21 protein-coding genes are annotated in these 22,190 nt (G+C 58.2%); 7 read left to right on the top strand and 14 right to left on the bottom strand.

The features are described from left to right. Positions 1-152: 152 nt before the first annotated feature. Positions 153-1,931: an acetolactate synthase 3 large subunit gene (locus HY2_RS00240; RefSeq protein ID WP_034823525.1), complete on the bottom strand. Its 1,779-nt coding sequence runs from the start codon at positions 1,929-1,931 to the stop codon at positions 153-155. Between the two features lie 173 nt (positions 1,932-2,104). Continuing rightward, positions 2,105-3,055, bottom strand: coding sequence for a tRNA (adenosine(37)-N6)-dimethylallyltransferase MiaA (miaA, locus tag HY2_RS00235; protein ID WP_034823523.1), 951 nt, complete (start codon positions 3,053-3,055; stop codon positions 2,105-2,107). Positions 3,056-3,108: 53 nt separating this feature from the next. Between miaA and serB the strand changes: the two genes are divergently transcribed. Further along, positions 3,109-4,029 carry a phosphoserine phosphatase SerB gene (serB, locus tag HY2_RS00230; RefSeq protein ID WP_233346092.1) on the top strand — a complete coding sequence of 307 codons (921 nt, stop codon included), beginning with the start codon at positions 3,109-3,111 and terminating at the stop codon, positions 4,027-4,029. Between the two features lie 35 nt (positions 4,030-4,064). On the opposite strand, the gene HY2_RS00225 is transcribed toward serB, so the two are convergent. From HY2_RS00225 to hflK, 4 genes are all read right to left on the bottom strand, one after another. Next, the gene (locus HY2_RS00225; RefSeq protein WP_034823521.1) at positions 4,065-5,522 is read right to left on the bottom strand and encodes a Do family serine endopeptidase; all 1,458 of its coding nucleotides are present in this window, start codon (positions 5,520-5,522) and stop codon (positions 4,065-4,067) included. Between the two features lie 81 nt (positions 5,523-5,603). Then, entirely contained in the window at positions 5,604-5,801 is a 198-nt protein-coding gene (locus tag HY2_RS00220; RefSeq protein WP_034823520.1) for a DUF2065 domain-containing protein, read from the bottom strand. Between the two features lie 18 nt (positions 5,802-5,819). Then, positions 5,820-6,710, bottom strand: a complete 891-nt coding sequence (hflC, locus tag HY2_RS00215) for a protease modulator HflC (RefSeq protein ID WP_034823518.1) — start codon at positions 6,708-6,710, stop codon at positions 5,820-5,822. Then, a complete protein-coding gene (hflK, locus tag HY2_RS00210; protein WP_034823516.1) occupies positions 6,710-7,840 on the bottom strand; it encodes an FtsH protease activity modulator HflK in 1,131 nt (376 codons plus the stop codon). The genes hflC and hflK overlap by 1 nt, the downstream gene beginning before the upstream one ends. 98 nt (positions 7,841-7,938) lie before the next feature. On the opposite strand from hflK, the gene HY2_RS00205 reads away from it, so the two are divergent. Next, positions 7,939-9,117 (top strand): Mrp/NBP35 family ATP-binding protein, encoded by a 1,179-nt coding sequence (locus HY2_RS00205; protein ID WP_034823767.1) that lies wholly within the window; start codon positions 7,939-7,941, stop codon positions 9,115-9,117. Positions 9,118-9,130: 13 nt separating this feature from the next. Here the strand turns inward: HY2_RS00205 and HY2_RS00200 are convergent, their stop codons facing one another. Together HY2_RS00200 and HY2_RS00195 are read right to left on the bottom strand one after the other, a co-directional pair. After that, positions 9,131-10,039 carry an SMP-30/gluconolactonase/LRE family protein gene (locus tag HY2_RS00200; protein WP_034823514.1) on the bottom strand — a complete coding sequence of 303 codons (909 nt, stop codon included), beginning with the start codon at positions 10,037-10,039 and terminating at the stop codon, positions 9,131-9,133. A gap of 67 nt (positions 10,040-10,106) precedes the next feature. Then, positions 10,107-10,643, bottom strand: a complete 537-nt coding sequence (locus HY2_RS00195; protein WP_034823512.1) for a dihydrofolate reductase — start codon at positions 10,641-10,643, stop codon at positions 10,107-10,109. 152 nt (positions 10,644-10,795) lie between these two features. On the opposite strand from HY2_RS00195, the gene HY2_RS00190 reads away from it, so the two are divergent. Both HY2_RS00190 and HY2_RS00185 read left to right on the top strand, forming a co-directional pair. After that, on the top strand, positions 10,796-11,464 hold the full coding sequence (locus tag HY2_RS00190) for a hypothetical protein (protein ID WP_034823510.1): 669 nt from the start codon (positions 10,796-10,798) through the stop codon (positions 11,462-11,464). Between the two features lie 80 nt (positions 11,465-11,544). Then, positions 11,545-11,901, top strand: a complete 357-nt coding sequence (locus tag HY2_RS00185; protein ID WP_034823508.1) for a carboxymuconolactone decarboxylase family protein — start codon at positions 11,545-11,547, stop codon at positions 11,899-11,901. Positions 11,902-11,910: 9 nt separating this feature from the next. Here HY2_RS00185 and HY2_RS00180 read toward each other — a convergent pair whose 3' ends face one another. Beyond that, positions 11,911-12,705 (bottom strand): thymidylate synthase, encoded by a 795-nt coding sequence (locus HY2_RS00180; protein WP_034823507.1) that lies wholly within the window; start codon positions 12,703-12,705, stop codon positions 11,911-11,913. Positions 12,706-12,909: 204 nt separating this feature from the next. Here HY2_RS00180 and HY2_RS00175 point away from each other — a divergent pair, with 204 nt between their 5' ends. Beyond that, a complete protein-coding gene (locus HY2_RS00175) occupies positions 12,910-14,448 on the top strand; it encodes a TadE/TadG family type IV pilus assembly protein (protein WP_146617135.1) in 1,539 nt (512 codons plus the stop codon). Here HY2_RS00175 and recF read toward each other — a convergent pair. The 5 genes from recF to HY2_RS00150 form a co-directional block, all read right to left on the bottom strand. After that, positions 14,445-15,557, bottom strand: coding sequence for a DNA replication/repair protein RecF (recF, locus tag HY2_RS00170; protein WP_034823503.1), 1,113 nt, complete (start codon positions 15,555-15,557; stop codon positions 14,445-14,447). The two genes, HY2_RS00175 and recF, sit on opposite strands and share 4 nt — an antisense overlap. Before the next feature lie 27 nt (positions 15,558-15,584). Next, on the bottom strand, positions 15,585-16,706 hold the full coding sequence (dnaN, locus tag HY2_RS00165) for a DNA polymerase III subunit beta (RefSeq protein WP_034823501.1): 1,122 nt from the start codon (positions 16,704-16,706) through the stop codon (positions 15,585-15,587). Between the two features lie 195 nt (positions 16,707-16,901). Continuing rightward, entirely contained in the window at positions 16,902-18,368 is a 1,467-nt protein-coding gene (locus HY2_RS00160) for a DnaA ATPase domain-containing protein (protein ID WP_158533971.1), read from the bottom strand. 545 nt (positions 18,369-18,913) lie between these two features. Beyond that, complete coding sequence (rpsT, locus tag HY2_RS00155) at positions 18,914-19,177, bottom strand: 30S ribosomal protein S20 (protein ID WP_034823499.1); 264 nt, start codon at positions 19,175-19,177, stop codon at positions 18,914-18,916. 140 nt (positions 19,178-19,317) lie between these two features. After that, positions 19,318-20,100: an enoyl-CoA hydratase gene (locus HY2_RS00150; protein WP_034823498.1), complete on the bottom strand. Its 783-nt coding sequence runs from the start codon at positions 20,098-20,100 to the stop codon at positions 19,318-19,320. Positions 20,101-20,357: 257 nt separating this feature from the next. Between HY2_RS00150 and HY2_RS00145 the strand changes: the two genes are divergently transcribed. Beyond that, positions 20,358-21,719 carry an ABC1 kinase family protein gene (locus HY2_RS00145; protein WP_034823497.1) on the top strand — a complete coding sequence of 454 codons (1,362 nt, stop codon included), beginning with the start codon at positions 20,358-20,360 and terminating at the stop codon, positions 21,717-21,719. A 22-nt stretch (positions 21,720-21,741) separates the two neighbouring features. Next, positions 21,742-22,161: a GFA family protein gene (locus HY2_RS16500; protein WP_051594558.1), complete on the top strand. Its 420-nt coding sequence runs from the start codon at positions 21,742-21,744 to the stop codon at positions 22,159-22,161. Positions 22,162-22,190: the final 29 nt, after the last annotated feature.

Here is a 22,190-nt window from a genome sequence, read left to right as displayed (position 1 = left end):
CTGTTTCCGGGGCACGGGGAAGGGGCTAACCGGCGCGAGGCACATGGTCGCAAAGACCTGGCCGAGATCTGCGTACTGCCTCGTGAAGATGTTATCCAGGCCCATCATGGTCCTTACCCAACTTCCATACCCAACCGGCACTCTTTGGTGCCCTAGACCAGCTTCTTGCCAGCCTCTCCGATTTCGTTACCCATAATTTCGCCGAGGATCATCTCATTATGTGCAGAGCCTGACGGGATCATGGGCAGGCAATTTTCCGCCTTTTCCACACAGCAATCGAACAGGACCGGGCCCGGATGGTCAATCATCTCGCGGATCTTGTCGTCGAGTTCGGCTGGATTGTCGCATCGGATGCCATGACCGCCCAGTGCTTCAGCAAGTTTCACGAAGTCCGGCAGGCTCTCCGAATAGGAGTGCGAATAGCGCTCACCGTGCAGTAATTCCTGCCACTGGCGTACCATGCCCATCCATTCATTGTTCAGGATGAACACCTTCACCGGCAGTTTGTGTTGAACGGCGGTCGAGAATTCCTGCATCACCATCTGGATGGAGGCCTCCCCGGCTATGTCGATCACGAGCCCGTTCGGGTGCGCAGCCTGGACCCCGACGGCAGCCGGCAAGCCGTAGCCCATTGTGCCGAGGCCCCCAGACGTCATCCAGTGGTGCGGCTCTTCAAAATGATAGAATTGCGCGGCCCACATCTGGTGCTGGCCCACTTCGGTCGTGATGTAGGTCTCACGATCCTTGGTCAGCTCATACAGGCGCTCGACCGCATGTTGCGGTTTGATCACCTCATCCGAGTTCGTATAGGCAAAGCATTGCCGCGCGCGCCAGATGTCGATTTCCTGCTTCCAGCCCGACATGTCCTGCAGCTTTGCTTTGCGCGCTTTCAGCTCCTTGATGATTGCGGCCAGCGCCTCGGTGCAGTCAGATATAATCGGAATGTCCACCCGAACAATCTTGTTCACGGAGGAGGGGTCGATGTCGATATGCACCTTCTTGGACGTGGGAGAAAACGCGTCCACGCGGCCTGTCACGCGGTCATCAAAGCGCGCACCGACACACAGCATCAGGTCGCAATCATGCATCGCATTATTTGCTTCGAAGCTGCCATGCATACCCACCATGCCCAGCCAGTCGGGGTGGGATGCCGGAAACGCACCCAGACCCATCAGGGTTGAGGTAACGGGAAAGCCGGTCAATTCTTGCAGTTCGCGCAGCAATCTGGACGCTTCCGGACCGGAATTGATCACTCCGCCGCCTGTATAGAAGACAGGCCGGCGCGCCTGCAGCATCAGATCGACTGTGGCTGCAATCGCGTCTGGGTGGGGCGAAGTCCGCGGGCGATAGGTCGGTTTGTGAATGCCTTCCTTGCCGACATAGGTGCCGGTTGCGAACTGAACATCCTTTGGAATATCGATTACGACAGGACCAGGGCGGCCGGACCGCGCGATCAGAAAGGCCTCATGAATCGTGTGAGCCAATTCGTTGACATCTGTCACAAGGTAATTGTGCTTTGAACAGGCGCGTGTGATGCCGGTTGTATCGCACTCCTGGAAAGCGTCAGTGCCGATCAGATGCGTTGGCACCTGTCCGGTGATGACAACCATGGGGATGGAATCTAGCATCGCGTCGGCAATCGGTGTCACCATATTGGTTGCGCCCGGTCCGGACGTCACCAGACAGACGCCCGGCTTCCCGGTGGTACGGGCATAGCCTTCAGCGGCGTGGCCGGCGCCTTGTTCGTGGCGCACCAGAACGTGGCGGATATCCTTTGCGGAATAAAGAGCATCATAAATCGGTAGGACCGCGCCGCCGGGGTAGCCGAACATGACCTCCACACCTTGCTCGCGAAGGGCTTGAATGACGATCTCTGCACCAGTCATGGTGCGGGCGTCAGCTTCGGGCTTGGTCTGTGTCTGTGTGGTCATGTCTCTGGTCTCTGTTGGGGGCGATTTCTGGTCTGTAGCGGAAAAGAAAAAGGGCCCCCGGTGGAGACCCTTATGTGCGCGCACCCGCAACTGGCTTTCTCGAAGCCAGCTACGGGTGCCTAATAACGAGTACCTCTGCGATGCGCACGTAACGTTTCCTCCAACGTTGGGGCTTAGGAATAATCTGCCTCAACGGGCCTGTCAATCTCTCTGTAGAGGGCAAGAATAACCCTCATGCGCTCGTCTTGATCGGGTGAAGGTATGCGCGGCCAGAAGGGAAATTGACGACCAATCCACGTGAATTGGCGTTTTGCGTAGCGTCTTGTGTCGCGTTTCGCGTTTTCTGCGGCAAATTCTGCCGTTATCTCGCCCCGAGCGAAGGCTGCAAGCCACGGCATTCCATGTGCTTTCATTGCAGGAAGCTCAGGGTCAAGGCCGCGTTCGATCAGGTTTCTGGCCTCTTCCATTGCGCCCTGCATCAACATGCCTTCAAAGCGACGGTCGATCTTCTGGTAGAGTTTTGCGCGGGGAGGGGTCAGGGCAAAACCGATCCATTCGCCATCCTGCAGGACGGGCGGCTGGCGTTCCTTCTGGAATTCTGTAATCGGTTTGCCGGTTGCTAGGAAAACTTCATAGGCCCTGGCCAGACGCTGCCGGTCTCCGGTGCCGAGCCGGTCGGCGGTTTCGGCATCGACAGGGGCCAGTCTTTCACGCAGACCTTCTGCGCCCTCTTTTTCGGCAATCGTGCGCACATCGGCGCGCACCTCTTCAGGAACAGGGGGTATGTTGGACAGGCCCTGCGTCAGTGCCAGCAGGTACAGGCCTGTGCCGCCGACCAGGATTACTCGCTTGCCTTGCAATTCCAGCTTGCGAATGGTCGCTCGCGCCTCTTCGAGCCAGTCGCCTGTGGAATAGCGCTCTGCAGCGTCCACATGACCAAACAGGTGGTGCTGGATCCCATCCATCTCTTCTTCTGTTGGACGGGCGGAAATGACTTGCAGGTCCTGGTAGACCTGCATCGAGTCGGCATTGATGACTTCACCGCTCAGACGCTTTGCCACTTCGATGGCAAGGGCGGTCTTTCCGCTGGCTGTCGGGCCGTGAATGAGGATGGCTGGTTTCATGATACTAGACGTAAGGGCTTGTCATGGGAGAGGAAACCCGTGATGAGGCGGGAATGACTGAGAAATTGGAAACCTCGATGATACTTGTTGGCGCGGCCAAGGCCTCCCCGCAAGAGATTGGCGTCATGCTGGCTGCAGCGGCAGGGGCCTCCGGCCTTGAAGTCCCTCCGAATATTGTGCGCTCGCTTGGCGAGATGGAAGACATTGCCGGGGCAGAAATCCCGCTTGAGTCTGTAGATGCAGCGGTTGAAGGGGAGATTCTAGCCAATCTGGCAGGGCAGGGTATAGATGCCGCGTTGGTGCCCGCAGGCAACCGCCGCAAGCGGCTTCTGATCTCGGACATGGATTCCACCATTATCGGCCAAGAATGCCTTGATGAGCTGGCGGATTTCGCCGGGCTGAAAGCGGAAGTTTCTGCCATAACGGAACGTGCCATGCGTGGCGAGCTGGATTTTGAAGGAGCGCTGACTACACGGGTCGCCATGCTCAGGGGGCTTGCCCTCACGGCCCTGCAGCAGGCCTATGAGGCACGCATCACGCTGAACCCCGGCGCAACGACGCTGGTGCACACGATGAAGACGCATGGGGCCATGACGGTGCTCGTTTCTGGCGGGTTCACCTTCTTCACCCAGCGAGTTGCTGATGCTTCCGGTTTTTCTGCACATAGGGGCAACACGCTTATAGATGATGGCAGCGCGCTGACAGGAGAGGTGGGCTATCCCATCCTTGGGCGGGAAGCGAAACTATCCGCGCTGGATGAGTTTGCAGCTGGTGCCGGGCTTGGGCGTGAGGATGCGCTCGCCCTGGGCGATGGCGCAAATGATCTCGCCATGATCAAGGCTGCGGGCCTCGGCATCGCCTACAAAGCCAAGCCGATTGTCGCGTCTGAAGCCCATGCAGCGATTGCCCATACCGATCTGCGCGCCGCACTGTTCTTCCAAGGATACACCGCAAACGAGTTCGTCGAGCAGTAGACGGCCCGCATGCACCTCTTTCGAGGTTTGCAATATCAGGAATTAGTGAGGTCTATCGAGATGAACTGATCGAACCAGCCAGCATCGCCGCGGCGCTTCACGTGCAGCAGCAGGGGCTGGCGCGGCGTCGTCATGGCCTGCTCCACTTTTTCGATCGTATCCGTCACAGTGGCAACACGCTCGAAATTGACTTCGACCAGAACGTCGCCTCTGCGCAGCTTGCCAAAAGAGCGCCCCCGCGCGGACACTGTCGTTACCACGACGCCCTCGACATCCTTCGGGATGCCATAGCGGCGACGGACATCATCATCCAGGCTGGAAAGGTCAGTGCCCAGATCATTTGAACTGGCAGGTGTATCCAGCCCGGAACTGGTCTCGGCTGGTGTCTCTTCATCTTCAAGTTCGCCCAGCGTGACATTGATGGTGCGGGCCTTACCATCACGCACCAGCGAGATAGGCACTGTCTTGCCGATAGTGGTTTCGTTGATCAGGCGGGTCAGTTCACGCACACTGGTAACAGGCTTTCCCCCAAAGCGTAGCACGAGATCACCAACTTCAATATCTGCCTTGGCGGCAGGGCCCTCATCGGTGATGCGGGTGATGATGACGCCGCCCTTGCCAGTCGCCTTGTAGGCCTTGACCAGGTTTTCGTCCGCATCCTGCACATTGACGCCCAGCCAGGCCCGGCGTACGCGGCCTTCCTTGATCAGTTGGTTAGAAATGCGCTTGACCAGATTGGAAGGCACGGAAAAGCCAATGCCGACAGAACCGCCCGTGGGGGAGATGATCGCTGTGTTCACTCCTACCACTTCGCCGCCCAGATTGAACAGCGGCCCACCGGAGTTACCCCGGTTGATGGCAGCGTCCGTTTGAATGAAATCGTCCGAGCGTCCGGCATTCAGATCCCGGTTACGGGCAGAGATGATGCCGGCAGACACGGAGCCGCCAAAGCCAAACGGGTTGCCGATGGCAATCACCCAATCCCCCACTTCCGCCTTGTCGCTGTCTGCCAGATCGACAAAGGGCAGGGGGGTAGAGGATTTGACCTTCAGAACGGCCAGATCCGTATCCTTGTCACGGCCGACAAGATCAGCTTTCAAAACACGCCCATCGGCAAAATTGACGTCGATTTCGTCGGCATTCTCAATCACGTGATTATTGGTGATGATGTAACCGTCCGCGGAAATTACAAAGCCGGAGCCAAGCGAACCTTCGCGGCGAAAGCCGTCTTCGTCCCGGCCGAAGAATTCATTGAAGCGCTCCATGGGGGAGCCTTCGGGAAAGGTCGGCATGCCCTCTGGGGCGATGGTTTGCGATGTCGAAATGTTGACGACAGCCGGCATCAGGCGGCGCGACAGATCGCGAAAGCTCTGCGGCTGAACCTTCTGGTCAATACCGTCCACAGCTTTTGAAAGGCTCTCTTGCGCGACAACAGGCATTGCCATGGTTGCCGAAGAGATCAGGATAATGGCGGCAAGGGCCGGTATTCGCATGGGCTGCCGAGCCTCCTTTCGAAGCGCGTAATAGAATTGTCGTAACAAACTATGGCGCTTTGCGGGCGTGTTGCAACCGCTTCACAGCCACCGAACTGCAATGACGATAAGGATTGCGCCGATTGCGGCCGAGCCTATGCCAGCCAGGGCAATCTCGCGGCCGGGCATGCGGGACAGATAGTCTGCCATCCGGCGCATGAATTCGGGGGCAACCGCATAGATTGCCCCCTCAAAGAAGAACCAGAAGCCGATCCCGATGAGGATCAATTTCAAGGTCATGGTTGGCCCGCTCCGGACTTAACCGCCATTCTCGCGGGCGCTTTTGATGAACTCATCACAAATGCCCAGCCCATTAGGCCCCACCACCAGGCGCGTACCTTTCTGGATGGCTTTCTCGCAGGCAATAAGGGCCCTCTGGAAACGGAAGAATTCCGGATCGCGATTATAGGCCTGAGCGTAGATCTCCGTGGATTTGGCATCGCCTTCACCGCGGATTTTTTCTGCCTGCTCACGAGCCTGGGCTTCGAGAACGGTCTTTTCCCGTTCCGCTTGGGCGCGGATCAAACGGGCCCGCTCTTCGCCCTCGGCGCGGATACGCTGAGCTTCCTGCTTACGGGCCGTCTGCATCCGGCTGTAGACGCCATCGGCCACTTCATGCGGCAGGTCAGCCTGACGTATGCGCACATCAATGATGTCGATGCCATCATCGACGAGGCCGGTATTCACTTTCTCGCGGATACGATCCATCAGCTGGGCGCGTTGGCCGGAAATGATTTCCGGCACCCGAACGTCACCAAGCTCTTCGCGGATCGTGGAGGTGGTAATCCGCATCAGCTGGGCGCTGGCCGCGGTTTCTGTCCGAAAGCGCTGATAGAATTTCAGTGGGTCACTGATCCGCCAGCGGACAAAGGCATCCACCGTCAGACGGCGCTGGTCAGACGCAAGAACCTCAATATTCTCGATATCGAGGCCAAGGTTCTTCTTGTCGAGAATCTCTACCTGCTGGATCACAGGAATCTTGAGATAAAGACCGGCTTGATCCGTGCCTGGCGCGTTGCGGACCTCTTTCGGTTCGCCAACCTGCAGGACAAGGGCCTGCTCATCCTGACGAACAACATAGAACGAGTTCACGGCGACCAGGATCACGATCCCGGCAATGATTAGCGTAAGCCATCCGAATGAACGCATCAGTTCTGCCCTCCGCGATTGCTGGATTGAACGGAGTCGAGTGGAAGATAGGGAACTGCACCGGACTCATTGTCCAGGATCAGCTTGTCTGACCGCTCCAGCACACGTTCCATAGTTTCAAGGTACATGCGTTCCCGCGTCACGCGCGGTGCCTTGCGATACTCTTCATAGATCTGCTCGAAGCGAGATGCCTCACCCTGCGCATCGGCAACGATCTGATCACGATAACCCTCAGCTTCCTGTAGCAGGCGCTGCGCCGTACCACGGGCCTGCGGCACCACTTCATTGGCGTATTGTGTTGCCTGGTTGATGTTGGTCTCGGCGTCCTGTTCGGCCACGTTCACATCGTTGAAGGCCTCAATCACCTGTTGCGGCGGATCAGATTTGTCGATCTGCACGTTCAGAATGTCGATGCCGGCATTGTAGAAGTCCAGAAGGCTCTGGGTTTGCTCTTTTACTTCCTGCTGCACAACGTCACGTTCTGTCGTGATCACGTTCTGCAGCAGTGATTTTCCAACCACTTCGCGCATCACGGATTCAGACACCATCTCGACCGCCTTGCGCGGGTCCTTGACGTTGAGAATATAGTTCTGCGGCGCGTTGGATTTCACTTTCCAGAAGACCGAAAACTGAATGTCGACGATGTTCTCGTCCTGCGTCAGCATCAAGCTTTCTTCCATGGTTTGGCCGATGCGGGTTTCTTCGCGGCGTTCGGTATTGACCAATTGGTGCTCTTCAAACGGGGCAGGCAGGTGGAAGTGCAGGCCGGGTCCGAAATTTGTCTGCCATTTGCCGAATCGGAAGACTGAGGCCTGCTGGCCGGGGTCTACCATAACGACGCTGGTGGAAAGCCAGGCCAGAAGGGCAATGCCAGCTATGACGAGGAAGCCGAGCGGGCCGAAATTGGCACCACCGCCTCCTCCACCGCCGCTTCGGCGACCGCCGCCCCCCCCACGCTTGCGGAAGCGCTCCTGCATGCGGCGCATCTGTTCTTCCAGATCCTTGCCGCCCCCATTGCCGGAGCCACCAGGACGGTTCCAGGGGGAGCCGCCATCCTTGCCGCCTCCGCCATTGTCTCCGTCCCCGCCGCCCCATGGGCCGCTGGATTTAGTTTTGTCATCCCAGGGCATGTGCCCTCCCTGTGTTACTTTGGATGGGTTCTATATAGGTGCTTTGATGATAAGTGCATGCCTGTTCATGGGCATCAAGAGCTATGGGGTCGCAGAAGGTGTTTGGATCTAAGGAAAAAGCCCGGCGGAAACTGGCTGACAAGGTGGTGAAAAGCCTGGGTCAGCCAGTCTGGCTGGAATCGGTTTCAGTCGATGCGGATGGCCGGGCCATTCTGGTCATTTTGGCTAACCCTGCAGCGCCTGAAGCTGCCGAGGCGCGCCGCATTGAGGCAGAGGGCAAGGCAGAGCTGGTTTCCGGGGTGAAGTCAGTTACCACAGTGCTCACCGCAGAGCGTGCGAGTACGCCTGCACCTGCAGGTGACAAGCAGATCGGCCTGACCCCCGCGCCAAAGCGCGTGCGCAAGGGTGCACGGCTGTCTGATGAGGCCATGCAACAGGGCGCGCCCTCTGCGAATGCTGCAAAAAGCTCCATTCCGGGTATTTCCCGCATTCTGATCGTGGCGAGTGCCAAGGGCGGGGTCGGCAAATCGACCGTATCTGTCAATCTGGCCGCTGCGATGGCCAGGGTCGGCATGAAGGTCGGCTTGATGGATGCAGACATATATGGACCTTCCATTCCCACCATGCTGGGCACTCAGGACGCCGAGCCGGAAACAGACCCGAAGACAGGTCGCCTGCAGCCCGTTGAGGCGCATGGCATGAAGACGCTGTCCATCGGCTATCTGTCAGATCCCGATGCCCCAATGATCTGGCGCGGCCCGATTGTGATGTCGGCGATTACGCAGATGCTGAATGATGCAGATTGGGGCACACCGGAAGACCCGCTTGATGTACTGATCATTGATACCCCGCCCGGCACAGGTGATGCGCAGCTAACCATCGCCCAGCGTGTGCCCGTGACGGCGGCGCTGATTGTCACCACGCCGCAGGAAGTTGCCCTGGCAGATGTTCGCCGCGGGGCGGCCATGTTCACAAAGACGGCTGTGCCGGTATTAGGCCTGGTTGAGACGATGAGTTGGTTCGAAGACCCCGCCGGCAACCGCCACTATCTGATGGGGCAGGGCGGCGGCGCGGCAACGGCGTCCGCTCTGGGCCTCCCATTGCTGGCCGAAGTGCCCATGCTGCAAGTCATCCGTGAAGGCGGGGACAGTGGGAAGCCTGCGGCCCTTGCAGATGACACCGCAGGCGAGCTGTTCCACGAACTTGCTCGCCGGGTCGCCGTGGAGCTGGACTCGCTGGTCTCAAAGCCAGTCCCCGAAATCGTTTTCGAGGACTGAGCGTTTCGTGATATCAGGCGTTGAAGTTGAGTTTCAGGCCCGGCTCCGGCCAGCGGCATTTCACGAGATGCCCCGTGCTGGACAGCGTCAGATAGGCATCGCACATATCCTCGCCGCCAAAGGCGATATTGGTGACGACCAGATCCGGGAAGGCGGTGTGGCTGTGCGCGCCTTCGGGCGTAATCGTCGTGATGCCGCCATTGAAAATGGTCGCCACGCAGACATTGCCGGCAGCCGTCATGGCCAGGCTGTCAAAATATTGCAGGCCCGGCATCGTCGCGACAACGCGCCCACCATTGAAGGGAGAGGCGGGTGTGATGGCGCCAGGGCTCTCCAGGTCGAACGCCCACATGCGCCCCGTTAGCGTGTCGGCCATATAGACGGTCTTTTCGTCAGGTGAGAGGCCGACGCCATTCGGGCTGGTATAGTGAAAGTCCAGTTCCTTGGCTTCTGATGTGCCTTTGGCCAGGTAGAACAGGCCGCCAAAATCGCGATGCCGATTATAGGTCTTGCCATGGTCGGTGAAGTAGAGATTTCCGTTCTTGTCGAAGACCAGATCGTTCGGACCTTTCAGCGAATGGCCTTCTACCGTGTCCAGCACGCGCTCGACCTTGCCGGTGGCGAGATCAACCCGTTCGATCCGGCCACCATCATAATCCTCCGGGCAATTGCCCGGGATTAGCAGGCCATCCATTTCATGATAGATGAAGCCGCCATTATTGCAGACCCAGAGAGCCCCATCGGGTCCGATGGCGAGGCCGTTCGGGCCGCCGCCGGGTGTCGCAATCACTTCCTTCTTGTCATCGCCCCAGCAGCGCGTGATGCATTTCTTCTCGATCTCGACCACGATAATGCTGCCGTCTTCCATGACGACAGGACCTTCGGGAAAGCGCAGACCGCTTGCGACGACTTCATATTCCATTATGGGGGCTCCTCCTGAAACTTTTTCAGAAGGGTAGGCTCGCCGACAAAATGCAGCAATGCGTGACCTAGCGTGAGGCGTAGGCGTGTTCGCGGTCCATCTGGCGGATCGTGAAGGCAAAGTCGTTTCCATCACCTGCTTCAAAACGCTCAGCGGATGTTTCTTCCCATTGATCAGGATCAAGCTGCGGGAAATGGGCATCACCTTCAGGCTCTGCCTCGACATCTGTCAGGTACAGCCGGTCTGCCAGAGGCAGGCCCAGTCGGTAGATCGCTTCACCGCCAATCAGGAACACTTTGTCCGCCCCGTCGCGGGACGCAACCGCGCGGGCAGAGTTCACCGCCGCCGGAAAGCTGGAATAGACGCGCGCGCCCTCAGCCGCATATGCCCAGTCGCGGGTCATTACGATGTTCTCGCGGCCTTTAAGGGGCTTGAAGGGCAGGCTTTCCCATGTCTTGCGGCCCATCAGGATAGGGCAGCCAAGCGTGATTTTTTTGAAGAAGGCGAGATCGGATTTCAGCCGCCAGGGCAGCTGACCATCTGACCCGATGACGCCATTTCGCGCGCGCGCAGCAATCAGGCAAAGCTTTACGGAACCGGGCATATAACTTCCAGTCTTATTGCGTCGTCAGTGAAGAAGGGTATGCATTCCCTTCAACTTTGTTCGCATATGCTGAGCCGGGTTTCGCGGTTTATTGCAACCGGTATGCAACATTTCTACCGCCAAAAAAGACAGTCTTGTCAGGGGAACACGTGATGGGTGAGCTGGTCGATATTCTGACAAACGGAAACCCGGGTCAGTTTCCGCTGGCTTTGGGCGCGCTGGTTTTGACCTTTACGGCCATCTGGATGTTGCAGGGGCGCGGGTGGGCACTGGTCTATGTTGCGCTGATACCTTTTCTGAACTGGTCGTTCGGCGTCATTCCGGAATTCCAGGTGGTCCAGCCGACAGGCCAGGGCATGTTTGGCAGCGGTGTCTCACTGCATCCCATGACCATGGTTACCGGAATGGTTTTTGTCGTCCGGGATTTTGTCCAGCGAGAGATGGGCCACCGCGTCCTGCTGGTTATGGCAATGGCCGTTGCGTGGTCGTTCTATTATGCGTGGCCGGTCATCGCGCTGGCCAGCGGCATCGCCTTTGCGATTTCCGAAGGTGTGGACTGGCTGCTGTTCACCTTCTCGAAATACCGCTTGTCGACGCGCATCCTTCTGTCCAGCGCGCTCGCCGCGCCGGTAGATACGACCGTTTTTCTCTATGGCGCGGATCTGGCGAAACAGATTGAGCTGGGCGCTGCGCCGGGCAATTCGCTGCACTTGTGGAACTGGATCGTGTTCGTCATCGGCAAGATGGTCGGCGCGGTGATCGTCTCCGCCATCATCCGGCGGCGTGAGGATCTTGGCCTGACAGATCCTGCGGAGGCCTGACGCCTGCCTATCCGGTTACATCCTTATTGTTTGCCCTGATCTGTGCGATCATCTGATCAATCATCAGAGGAGGCTTGAGTATGGCAGACGGCAAGAAGGATTATGCGGCGATCACGGGTGCCATAAGTGAAGGTATTTCAGGCCTTCGGGGCACCGGCGCGAAAGAGACGCTGAACCAGTTCAACACCATGGCCAAGGCCGCCCTTGCGGACGGTGCGCTGGACACCAAGACCAAGGAACTCATTGCGCTTGCCATCGGTGTTGCGAAACAGTGCGATGGCTGCATCGGCTTTCATACAAAAGCCTTGAAGCGCCTCGGCGCAAGCGATGAGGAAGTTGCCGAAACCCTCGGCATGACCGTCTATATGGGGGGTGGCCCATCGCTGATGTATGCGGGGGATGCCTGGTCGGCCTGGTTGGCGCTGAAAGACAGCTAGGACGCGGCGTCAGACCGCCACAGGGGCCTTGATATGGGCGTGGGGGTCATAGCCTTCAACCGTGAAGTCTTCATATTCCCAGCCGAACAGATCGCTCTTGTCCGGATTCATCACCATGCGGGGCAAGGGGCGAGGCTCCCGGCTGAGCTGCAGTTCCGCCTGCTCGGCATGGTTCAGATAGAGGTGCGCATCACCGAATGTGTGTACGAACTCGCCCGGCTCCAGCCCGGTCGCGCGGGCCATCATCATGGTCAACAGCGCATAGGACGCAATATTGAACGGCACGCCGAGGAAGATGTCGGCCGAGCGCTGGTAGAGCTGGCAGTTGAGCTTGCCGTCCATGACGTTGAACTGGAACAGGCAGTGGCATGGCGGCAGCGCCATTTCGTTCACATCGGCCGGGTTCCAGGCCGATACGACCAGGCGGCGGGAATTCGGATTGGTACGGATTTCGTCCAGGACCCACTGGATCTGGTCAATCACACGGCCATCCGGTGCGGCCCAGCTGCGCCACTGCTTGCCATAGACCGGGCCAAGGTCGCCCTTCTCGTCAGCCCATTCATCCCAGATCGAGACCTTGTTGTCCTTCAGATATTTGATGTTGGTATCCCCTTTCAGGAACCACAGCAGCTCGATGATGATGGAGCGCAAGTGCAGCTTCTTGGTCGTCACCATCGGAAAGCCGTCTGCCAGATCAAACCGCATCTGGCGGCCAAAGACCGCGCGTGTGCCTGTGCCTGTACGGTCAGACCGTTCATTGCCATTCTCGAGGATGTCTCGCAGGAGATCCAGATATTGCTTCATGTCGGCCTCGGTCAGGGAATCGGTTTTGCGGGCCAGAATATCACGAAAGCCCGCTCATGGGGCAAGTCAGACAGCTGGCATAAAAAGTATGGTAAATGTCGGCTTTCATCCTGCAAGCCATTTCACCGCTGCATGTGAAGCCGGTGGCAAGGCATCTGACAGACAATTAGGCCCGGTGCTGATACCGGCAAGGGCTTGAAAAAAGTGACGAAATCAACCGGACATCTTTTCAGGCGGTTTGCCGCGAATGCGAACGGAAACCTTGCTCTCATGGGGGCCTTCATGATCGTAGCCGTCATGTCCGTTGTCGGGCTCGCGGTCGATTTTGAATTCACAATCCGTCAAAAGGAACGTGTCCAGTCTTCGGTGGATTCTGCCGTACTGGCCGGGGCCTTGTCGCGCCAGCGGGGCGAAACCGATGACGAGGTTACGGCAGATGTCCGGAAATATGCCGCAAGCCTGATCGAGACGGCCGGAGGCGGGCTGAGCTGCACACCGGTCACGGTCTCTTTCGATGAGGCTAGTGAAGACATTCATGGCCGTACCGTCTGTACCCAGCCGACCTTCATTTCGAGGATCATGGGGCAGAATGATTTGACGTTCAGTGTCTCGTCCACCTCCACTTTCTCCGTTGGCAAGGTGGATGTTGCCTTCGTGTTTGACGTATCCGGTTCAATGAACAGTGACAACCGGCTCAGCCTGCTCAAATCTGCGGCCGAGGTCGCGTTTGATGAATTGCTTCCTGACGATCAGGTGCGGGATGGCACGGTGCGTCTTGGCATCGTGACCTATAACAATGCCGTCAATGCGGGCCCGTATTTCAATGCCGTCACTCGCAGCGTGACCGTCCCTGTGGACACATCCAACGGTAACGGGTTCAGCAATTACAGCAGCTACAATGGCGCACGCATGTATGATCAGGCGAGCGGCAAGCGCTTCATGTATTATGAAACGGGCACCTGCCTGGAATACTATCCGTCAAACTGCGATCAGAATGGCGACTATGATTGGGACGTCGCGCGCTGGTATTGGGAGAATTCCTTAGCCACTGACACATGTGTCTATGAACGCACTGGTGCTTATGCGGCCAGCGATGTGCCGCCTGGCGTGTCTGCATGGATCGGCGCAGGCAATCCGCGCTGGAATTTCTATGATAGCGACCGCGATAAATATCGCGGAGAAAACGAGATTGAGAATGGCGGCGCGAATGGTTCTACCGGGGCGCTTGATTTCTATTACGCCCAGTGCCGTGATACTGGCCCTGTACCGCTTACCGAAGATAAGGATGCCCTGAAAGCCCATGTACAAAGCATGACGGCAAATGGCGGCACGGCGGGGCATCTTGGCGTTGCCTGGGGCTGGTATCTGATTTCGCCAAATTGGGCGTCTGTCTGGCCTCTTACCTCGAAGCCATGGAAGTATGATGAGGTGAATGCCACCAAAGTGGTCATTCTGATGACGGATGGTGACTTTAATGCAAACCATCCGACAGCGGGCAGAAGCTCTTTCCAGCAGGCGATGGATTTGTGTGATGCCATGAAGGCTGAGCCTTACAATGTCGAGATTTACACGGTCGGCTTCCAGGTTCCGACATCCGTGCAGAAAACGTCTGACGGAAAAACGATCCTGCAATATTGCGCCAGCAGCGCGTCCTATGCATTTGATGCCTCAAATGGCGATGAGCTGAAGGACGTGTACAAGAAGATCGCCCAGTCGATCTCGGATCTGCGGATCAAGGACTAGTCTTCCGCGACAGCCTTGCCGTCTTCCACGCGCACCCTTTGCGCGCGGTCGCCAAAGGCTTCGAACAAAAAGGACTCCGTGCCGGTCAGCCAGGCCTGGCCCCCGAGGGCTGTTAATTCATCAAATAGTGCTGCACGCCTGTTGGCATCCAGATGCGCGGCCGCTTCATCCAGCAGCAATAGGGGAGAGGGGCCTTCGCCCCCGGCGCGGAGCGCGGAAGCGCTTGCCAGGATCAGGCCGATCAGCAGGGCTTTTTGCTGCCCGGTCGAGGCGTCCTTTGCGGGTGCGCCCGTCGGGCGGTGGATCACGTCCAGATCTGTGCGGTGCGGGCCATCAATTGTGCGTCCGGCCGCAATGTCGCGTCGCCGCGTGGTGCGGAAGGTCTCGGCCAGGCTTTCAAAGATGCTCTTGAAATCATCTCCACGCAGGGCAGCAATTTCGGCTTTGCCCTCCAGCGAGAGATCCGCCTTTGGAAAATGGCCTTCGGGCCGTGTCTCGATAGCGGCCTGCAAGGCTTCCAGCACATAGGCGCGGTTGATTGCCATCTCCGCGCCAGCCTCGGCCATGCGGGCTTCAATAGCATCGGCCCAAGCAGGGTCGACGTGGCCACGCTCCAGCAGGGCATTACGCTCACGCATCGCTTTTTCATAGCGGCTTGCAGCGGTACCATGTGTAGGCATGTGAGACATGACCTGCCGGTCGAAGAAACGCCGCCGGTCCGAGGCGCTGCCGCGGAACACGCCGTCCATGGAAGGAGTCAGCCACACGATGCGGATCAGTTCCGCCAGATCAGACGCTGTGGCCGGGGCGCCATCAATCCGTACATTGCGCTTGGCGCTTGGGCCGCTGTCGAGCCCCACGCCAATCTTCTGCCCACTGAGCAATGTGGCCGAGACTGCCCAGCCGCCGGGGGCATCCTTGCGCGTCATTTCCTGCAAGGTGGCAGAGCGTAGGCCGCGGCCAGGGCCAAGCTGGCTGATGGCTTCCAGAAGATTGGTCTTGCCTGCGCCATTCGCACCATACAGGCAGACATGGCGCCCATCCAGCGGCAGGGCCAGCGACGCGTAATTGCGGAAATCCGTCAGGGTCAGCCGGGTTAGCGCAGTCATCTCTTCAGCGGGCTGTCCCGCAGATCATTATACCCGCAGCGGCATCAGCACATAGCGCGCGCTGTCATCGGACGGGTCGAGCACCAGGGCAGGGGAGGCGGGATCATTGAACATGAACTCCACATCCACCGCTTCGATCTGACCGGCAATATCCAGGAGGTATTTTGCGTTGAAGCCGATTTCCATCGGATCGGACGCATATTCAGCTTCTAGCTCTTCATTACCTGCGCCGGTTTCAGCATGGTTCACGGCCAGCACCAGCTTGCCCTCGGAGAGGGACAGCTTCACGGAGCGAGACCGTTCTGCAGAAACGGTGGACACGCGGTCTACGGCGGCTTCGAAGGATTTGTTGTCCAGGGTCAGCTTCTTGTCATTCCCTTTCGGGATCACGCGGCCATAATCCGGGAACGAGCCATCGATCAGTTTCGAGGTCAGCACGGCGCGCCCGGCGCGCACGACAATCTTCGTGTCGGACACTTCGATTTCGACGTCGCCATCAACCGTGTCGACCAGACGACGCGCTTCAGCGACAGCCTTGCGCGGCACGATCACACCTTCCAGGTCTTCCGATCCGGCCGGAGCAGGCACTTCCGCCAGCGCCAAACGGTGACCATCGGTGGCAACCGTGCGCAGCACAGCGTCGCCCTCATCTGTCTTTGCGCCATGCAGATAGACACCGTTCAGATAGTAACGGGTCTCCTCGGTCGAGATTGCAAAGCGTGTCTTGTCAATCAGGCGGGCAAAGTCTTTTGCGTCCAGCGCGAATTTCGTTGCGCCATCATCAGAACTCATCGTCTGGAAGTCGGCAGCGGGTAGCGTTGGCAGTTCAAAATGGGAGCGTCCGGCCGTGATCTGCAGGCGCGAGCTGGAGGGTTGAACCTCAAGCACGACCTCAGATCCTGCGGGCAGTTTACGCACCACGTCGAACAGCGTGCCGGCTGGTGCCGTCACCGCGCCTTCGCGTTCTACGGAGGCATCGGCGCTGTCGACCGCTTCGATGTCGAGATCTGTTGCGGTCAGCTTCAGTTCGCCATTGCCCGCTTCCAGCAAGACGTTGGAGAGGATAGGGATCGTGTTCCGGCGCTCCACCACATTCTGCACATGAGAGAGTGCGTTCAGCAGGTCGCCACGTTCAATCGTCAGTTTCATCGTCCGTTCCGTTCGTCGGGGGGACACTTGAAAGGGTGCCCGGAATTCTTCATCAGTCGGCTGCTTCTGTCCGGAAAAGGTGGTCCCGGAGTGGAATCAGCCCGCTCTCCTAGAAGAGCGGGCCGAGCACACTTACTCAAAGAGTCAAAAAAGCCAAGCGCTGATAGTGATTTCGGCTGGCTTTCTCGAAATCGCCTAGTTCATGCCAGCGGCCTGAAGCTCCAGGATCATTTCATTGACCTGCTTCACATGTGCCGCGAGTTCACGATCCTCTGCCAGGGCCTCTGCCACTTTGCGGTGGGCGTACAGGATGGTCGTGTGGTCCCGTTTGCCAAAGCTGCGACCGATCTGTGGGAAGGATTTCCCGGTCAGTTCTCGGCAGAGATACATGGCGATCTGGCGCGGATAGACCACATTCCGGGCCTTGCTGGGGCTCTCGATGTCCGTTTTCGAAATGTCGAACACTTTCATGGCCGCTTTCTTGACCAGTTCGATGGAGGGTTGGCGCACATCGCCTTCGGTCCGGCGGATAATCTTGCGCACCATGTCCATGGTCGGCGTGCGGGCCCCGAAGGAGGCCTCTGTGTAGAGATTCCAGATCGCGCCTGTCATCTCACGGGCTTGGCCACGAATGCCGGCATTGAACTCGGAAATCATATCGTCTGTGACGATGAACTCCGGATGACCGGTCTGAATGTGGTCAGCCAAGCGGCGCATGATCTCATGACGCATGCGGGCATCCGGTGCGCCAACTTCAACAGTTGTTGCACCTTTCAGCTCGCTGACCATGCGCGGGCTGAACCCGGTCACATCGCCGGGGGCCTTGTCGCCCGCCAGGATGACATGGCCACCATTTGCCGTGACTTCGCGGATGTTCTGGAACAGCTCGTTCTCGGTGCCCGGCTTACCACTGATGCGGTGCAGGTCATCAATCATCAGGATGCTGGCCGCGCGCAGGCGCTTCTTCAGCTGGCTTGTATCCTTTACCTTTACGCCATCGGTGTAAGAGGAGAGGAATTCCTCTGCCGTCAGATAGACGATGTGGCAGTCGGCATCACGACGCTCTGCCTCAGCTTTAAGCGCATGCAGCAGATGCGTCTTGCCGGTGCCTTGCAGACCGTAAAACAAAGTTGTCAGTGTACCGACAGGTAGGCCGCTGGCAATACGACGCGCCATCTCGAAGGCCAGTTCATTTGCCTCGCCTGTGACGAGGGTGTCAAACGTCATCAGAGGCGCGCCTGTGGAGGCCACTTTCTGTTCTGCTGGGGCCGCCTGTTCCTTGGGTTCCTGAGCCGGGGCAGCCACTTCCCACGGATCTTTCACAATCTCCAGAAGGTCCTGCGGCGCGGTGCGCCAGCAGACCAAGCGGATTGCCCGGCGCGCATGATCATGCTCACGCCAGATGCGCTGGATCGCATGGCGATGGGCGCCATTCACGCGATCAAAGGAGAGAGGGTCGCGTGCCGCAATGACCATCTCTCCATCCACTTCTGCCACAAGACGCAGATCATCAATCCAGCGATCATAGTCTGCTGCATTTAGAATGGTCGCCAGGTGCGCCTTGACGGTCAGCCAAATTTCCTGGCCTGGCGTATTGCGCGCCTTGTCAGAAGTGTTGAACTCTACGCCAGTTTTTGAATCAAAGAGTCTGTTCCCGTCCATGCCGAGCCCCATTTTCTAGTTATCGTTACACTCTGTCCAACTGGCACACAGCCTCTCTAACCAGATGAGAATCTGGCCCCGCGATACTCCGTGTAGAGAGAGCTTTTCGTTGGTGTATTCAAAGTACCGAACGGGGATTTTTCTGACAAGTGCAACTTTTTTTTGACAGCGGGTTTTGGCTGCTTGACTCTTTCCCGCCGTCGGCAAATCGCAATCAAATCAGTCGTTTGGGCAGTGGAATTTTTTTGTGAGTGAGTCGTTCGGTACTTTTGTTCGCAACTGTTCTGTCAACAGGGGATGGCCGCAATAGGCTGTGAAATTCTGGTCGAAATCGTTACCGTCAAACAGCCTAAAATTAAGTCAGCACATTCCTGCAAGGCTGGAATGTCGAGACGTTTCATTTTCGCAATTCCACGACCAAATATCCATGAGTCTGTATGGGTTGGAAAGCCCGGATACGAAAATTTGTAGGAGGATTTCGCGCAAGAAAAAACCCGCCGGTCGCCCGGCGGGTTTTTCAAGATCAGGCCCGGTTTATCCGGTGATCAGCTCATTGCCTTTACGCGGGCAGACAGGCGAGACACCTTACGAGCCGATGTGTTCTTGTGCATGACGCCTTTGGTGACGGCACGCATCAATTCGGGTTGTGCGCTGCGCAGGGCATCCTGTGCAGCAGACTTGTCGCCAGATGCAATCGCTTCCTCAACCTTGCGAACGAAAGTACGCACGCGCGAACGGCGGGCTTTGTTCACTTCGGTGCGGCGCGCAATCTTGCGGACCATTTTCTTGGCAGAACGGGTATTAGCCATAATAAACTCCTGTGGCCCGAAGGCTTCCCTTCAGACTGAAGGCGCGGAAATACATAAAGGGCGGGTTGGCGTCAACAGCGCATATGGGGACAAAGGCAGGAAAATGCAGGCTTGGCTGCACTCTTTCGGCCTTTATGGGCCTACTTGTCCTTAAAGTGTGCGGAGCGCTTTTCGATATAGGCGGCCATGCCTTCTTTCTGGTCATCTGTAGAGAACAGGGACTGGAACAGGCGACGTTCGAACTGAATACCCTGGCTCAGCGGGGTTTCGTAGGCAATATTGACCGCTTCCTTGATCATTAGCGCAGAGGCCAGCGGCATGGAGGCGATGGTGCGCGCCAGCTCGCGGGCGGCGTCCAGCAGGTCATCTGCCGGTACAACCCGGCTGACCAGGCCGCACATCTCCGCTTCCTTGGCTTCCATCATGCGGCCTGTCAGGCACAATTCCATGGTTTTCGACTTGCCTATCACGCGGGCCAGGCGCTGCGTGCCACCTGCACCGGGGATCACCCCCAGGCGCACTTCCGGCTGGCCGAAGCGGGCTGTGTCTGCCGCCAGAATGATGTCGCACATCAGCGCCAATTCGCATCCGCCGCCAATGGCGTAGCCGGATACAGCAGCAATGACGGGCTTGCGCATGCGGGCTGCGCGCTCCCAGTTCCTGCTGATGAAGTCTTCATAATAGGATTCCGGGAAGGTCTTGTCCTGGATCTCCTTGATGTCCGCGCCGCCGGAGAAGGCCTTCTTGCCGCCGGTCAGGATGATGCAGCCGATTTCCTCGTCGGCTTCAAACCGGTCGAGGGCATTGCTCAATTCATTCATCATCTCTTCGCAGAGGGCATTCAGGCTCTCTGGGCGGTTTAGGGTGATGAGGGCGATGCCCGCATCTTCGTCGACCTCAGTGAGGAGTGTTTTGTAAGCCATAAAAGAAATTCCTGCTGATCACGGTGTGGCGCTGACCTTCAATGTGTCGCGGCCTGTATAGTCCGGTTCAATCTACGCCCCGGTGCCCAATCCGGGGAAACTGTCGTGGGCATTCGGATTTGAGGCGCCTCTCTGACGCGAAGGCGCGCCATATACCGCAAACATGACATACCTGTCATCTGGTTCGAGTCACCTGACTGGCAAGTGCATACTATCACGTATTGGTTCTTTGCTCTCGGGCTGCCTATATCCCGTGCATGACAGATGATGCTCCCGCCTCCCAGGATCCCGAACGCAATCGCCTGACCGGCCGTCTTGCTCGCACGGCCAAAGTCGGGGCCAATCTCTCCGGCGCAGGCCTGACATTTGCCGCGCAATCCCTGTTCGGCGGGGACAAAGGGGACGAGAAGATCGCCCGCGCGCTGGCGGCAGCGCTGGGCAAGTCCAAGGGTCCCTTGATGAAGGTCGCCCAGATGGTCTCCACCATTCCGGATTTCCTGCCCCCGGAATATGCCGCCGAGCTGAGCCAGTTGCAGGCAGAGGCACCGGCCATGGGCTGGCCCTTCGTCAAACGCCGCATGCGGGCAGAGCTGGGGGCGGGCTGGCAGGACAGCTTTGCGGACTTTGAAAAGCAGGCCGCCCACGCCGCCTCGCTCGGCCAGGTGCACATGGCGACGATGCATGATGGCCGCCGGGTTGCCTGCAAGCTGCAATACCCTGACATGGCGAGCGCTGTGGAATCCGATGTCGGCCAGCTGAAAACGGTGCTTGGCCTGTTCAAGCGCATGGATGGCTCCATCGACCCGACCGCCATGGTAGACGAGATCACAGATCGTCTGCGCGAGGAACTCGATTATGCGCGGGAGGCCAAACACATGGCCCTCTATGAGCTTATGCTGAGGCAACATGACTTTGTGACCGTGCCGGATCCCGTGCTCGACCTGTCGACAGACCGCCTGCTCACCATGACCTGGATGGATGGCAAGCGGCTCACCGCGTTTGAGGATGCTCCGCAGGAGACCCGCAACCGTATCGCCGAAATGCTGTTCTGGACCTGGTGGGGGCCATTCAACTCCCACGCCGTCATTCATGGTGACCCGCATCTCGGCAATTATCAGGTGACGGGGGAGGGGACCGGTCTCAACCTGTTGGATTTTGGCTGTATCCGTGTTTTCCCGCCTGAATTCGTCAGCGGCGTGGTCGATCTCTACCGCGCGCTGTCGAAGGATGATTTCGACGCCACCTTTGCCGCCTATGAGAAGTGGGGCTTTGAGGGCCTGTCGAAGGAACTCGTCGAAGTTCTCAATATCTGGGCGCGCTTCATCTATGGCCCGCTGCTGGATGACCGCGTGCGCAGTGTCGCCGATGGGGTGACGGCGGGTGAGTATGGTCGGCGCGAGGCGTTCGAGGTTCGCCGCCTGTTGAAAGAGAAGGGCCCGGTCAAGGTGCCGCGTGAATTTGTCTTCATGGACCGCGCCGCGATTGGCCTCGGCGCCGCCTATCTGCGGCTGGGCGCAGAGTTGAACTTCTACCAGCTGTTCAATGAAAGCCTCGACGGCTTTGATATCGAGAAAGTTGCGGCCCGCCAGGCTGAGGCGCGCGCCGCTGTGGGGCTCTAGGAGAATCAAAAAGGGGGGCGCAATGCGTGAGATGACGGGCAGTTGCGCCTGCGGCAAGGTCACCTTCAGGGTCGTGGCTCCAAACACTTATGGTGCCTGCCATTGTGAGATGTGTCGGCGTTGGACCGGTGGCGTCTGGATGGGTGTCATCTGTGATGACATTCTCACCATTGACGGGCCGGTGAAAGAATGGAGATCATCCAAGATCGCGCGGAGGGGCTTCTGCGGCGAATGCGGATCTTCAGTCTGGCACAAGCCGAAGCACACCGCACACTTTACTTTCGGGCAGGGTCTTTTTGATGATCAGTTCGGCTGGACCCTTGCGCGCGAAATTTGCGCCGAAGACAGACCAGACCATTACGCCTTTGCCGACAAAGGTCAGCCCGCCTTCACCGCATGGGGAACCCTAATGGCGGTTTTCCTCGGTCGCCTGCCAAAGTAGAGCCACCTTAAGATGCATGTGCGGCGCAG

Origin of the sequence: Hyphomonas pacifica (assembly GCF_000682675.1) — a bacterium.
GTDB lineage: Bacteria > Pseudomonadota > Alphaproteobacteria > Caulobacterales > Hyphomonadaceae > Hyphomonas > Hyphomonas pacifica.
The sequence above is the reverse complement of the archived record's forward strand: the minus strand, read 5'-3'. Positions and strand labels throughout refer to the sequence as shown.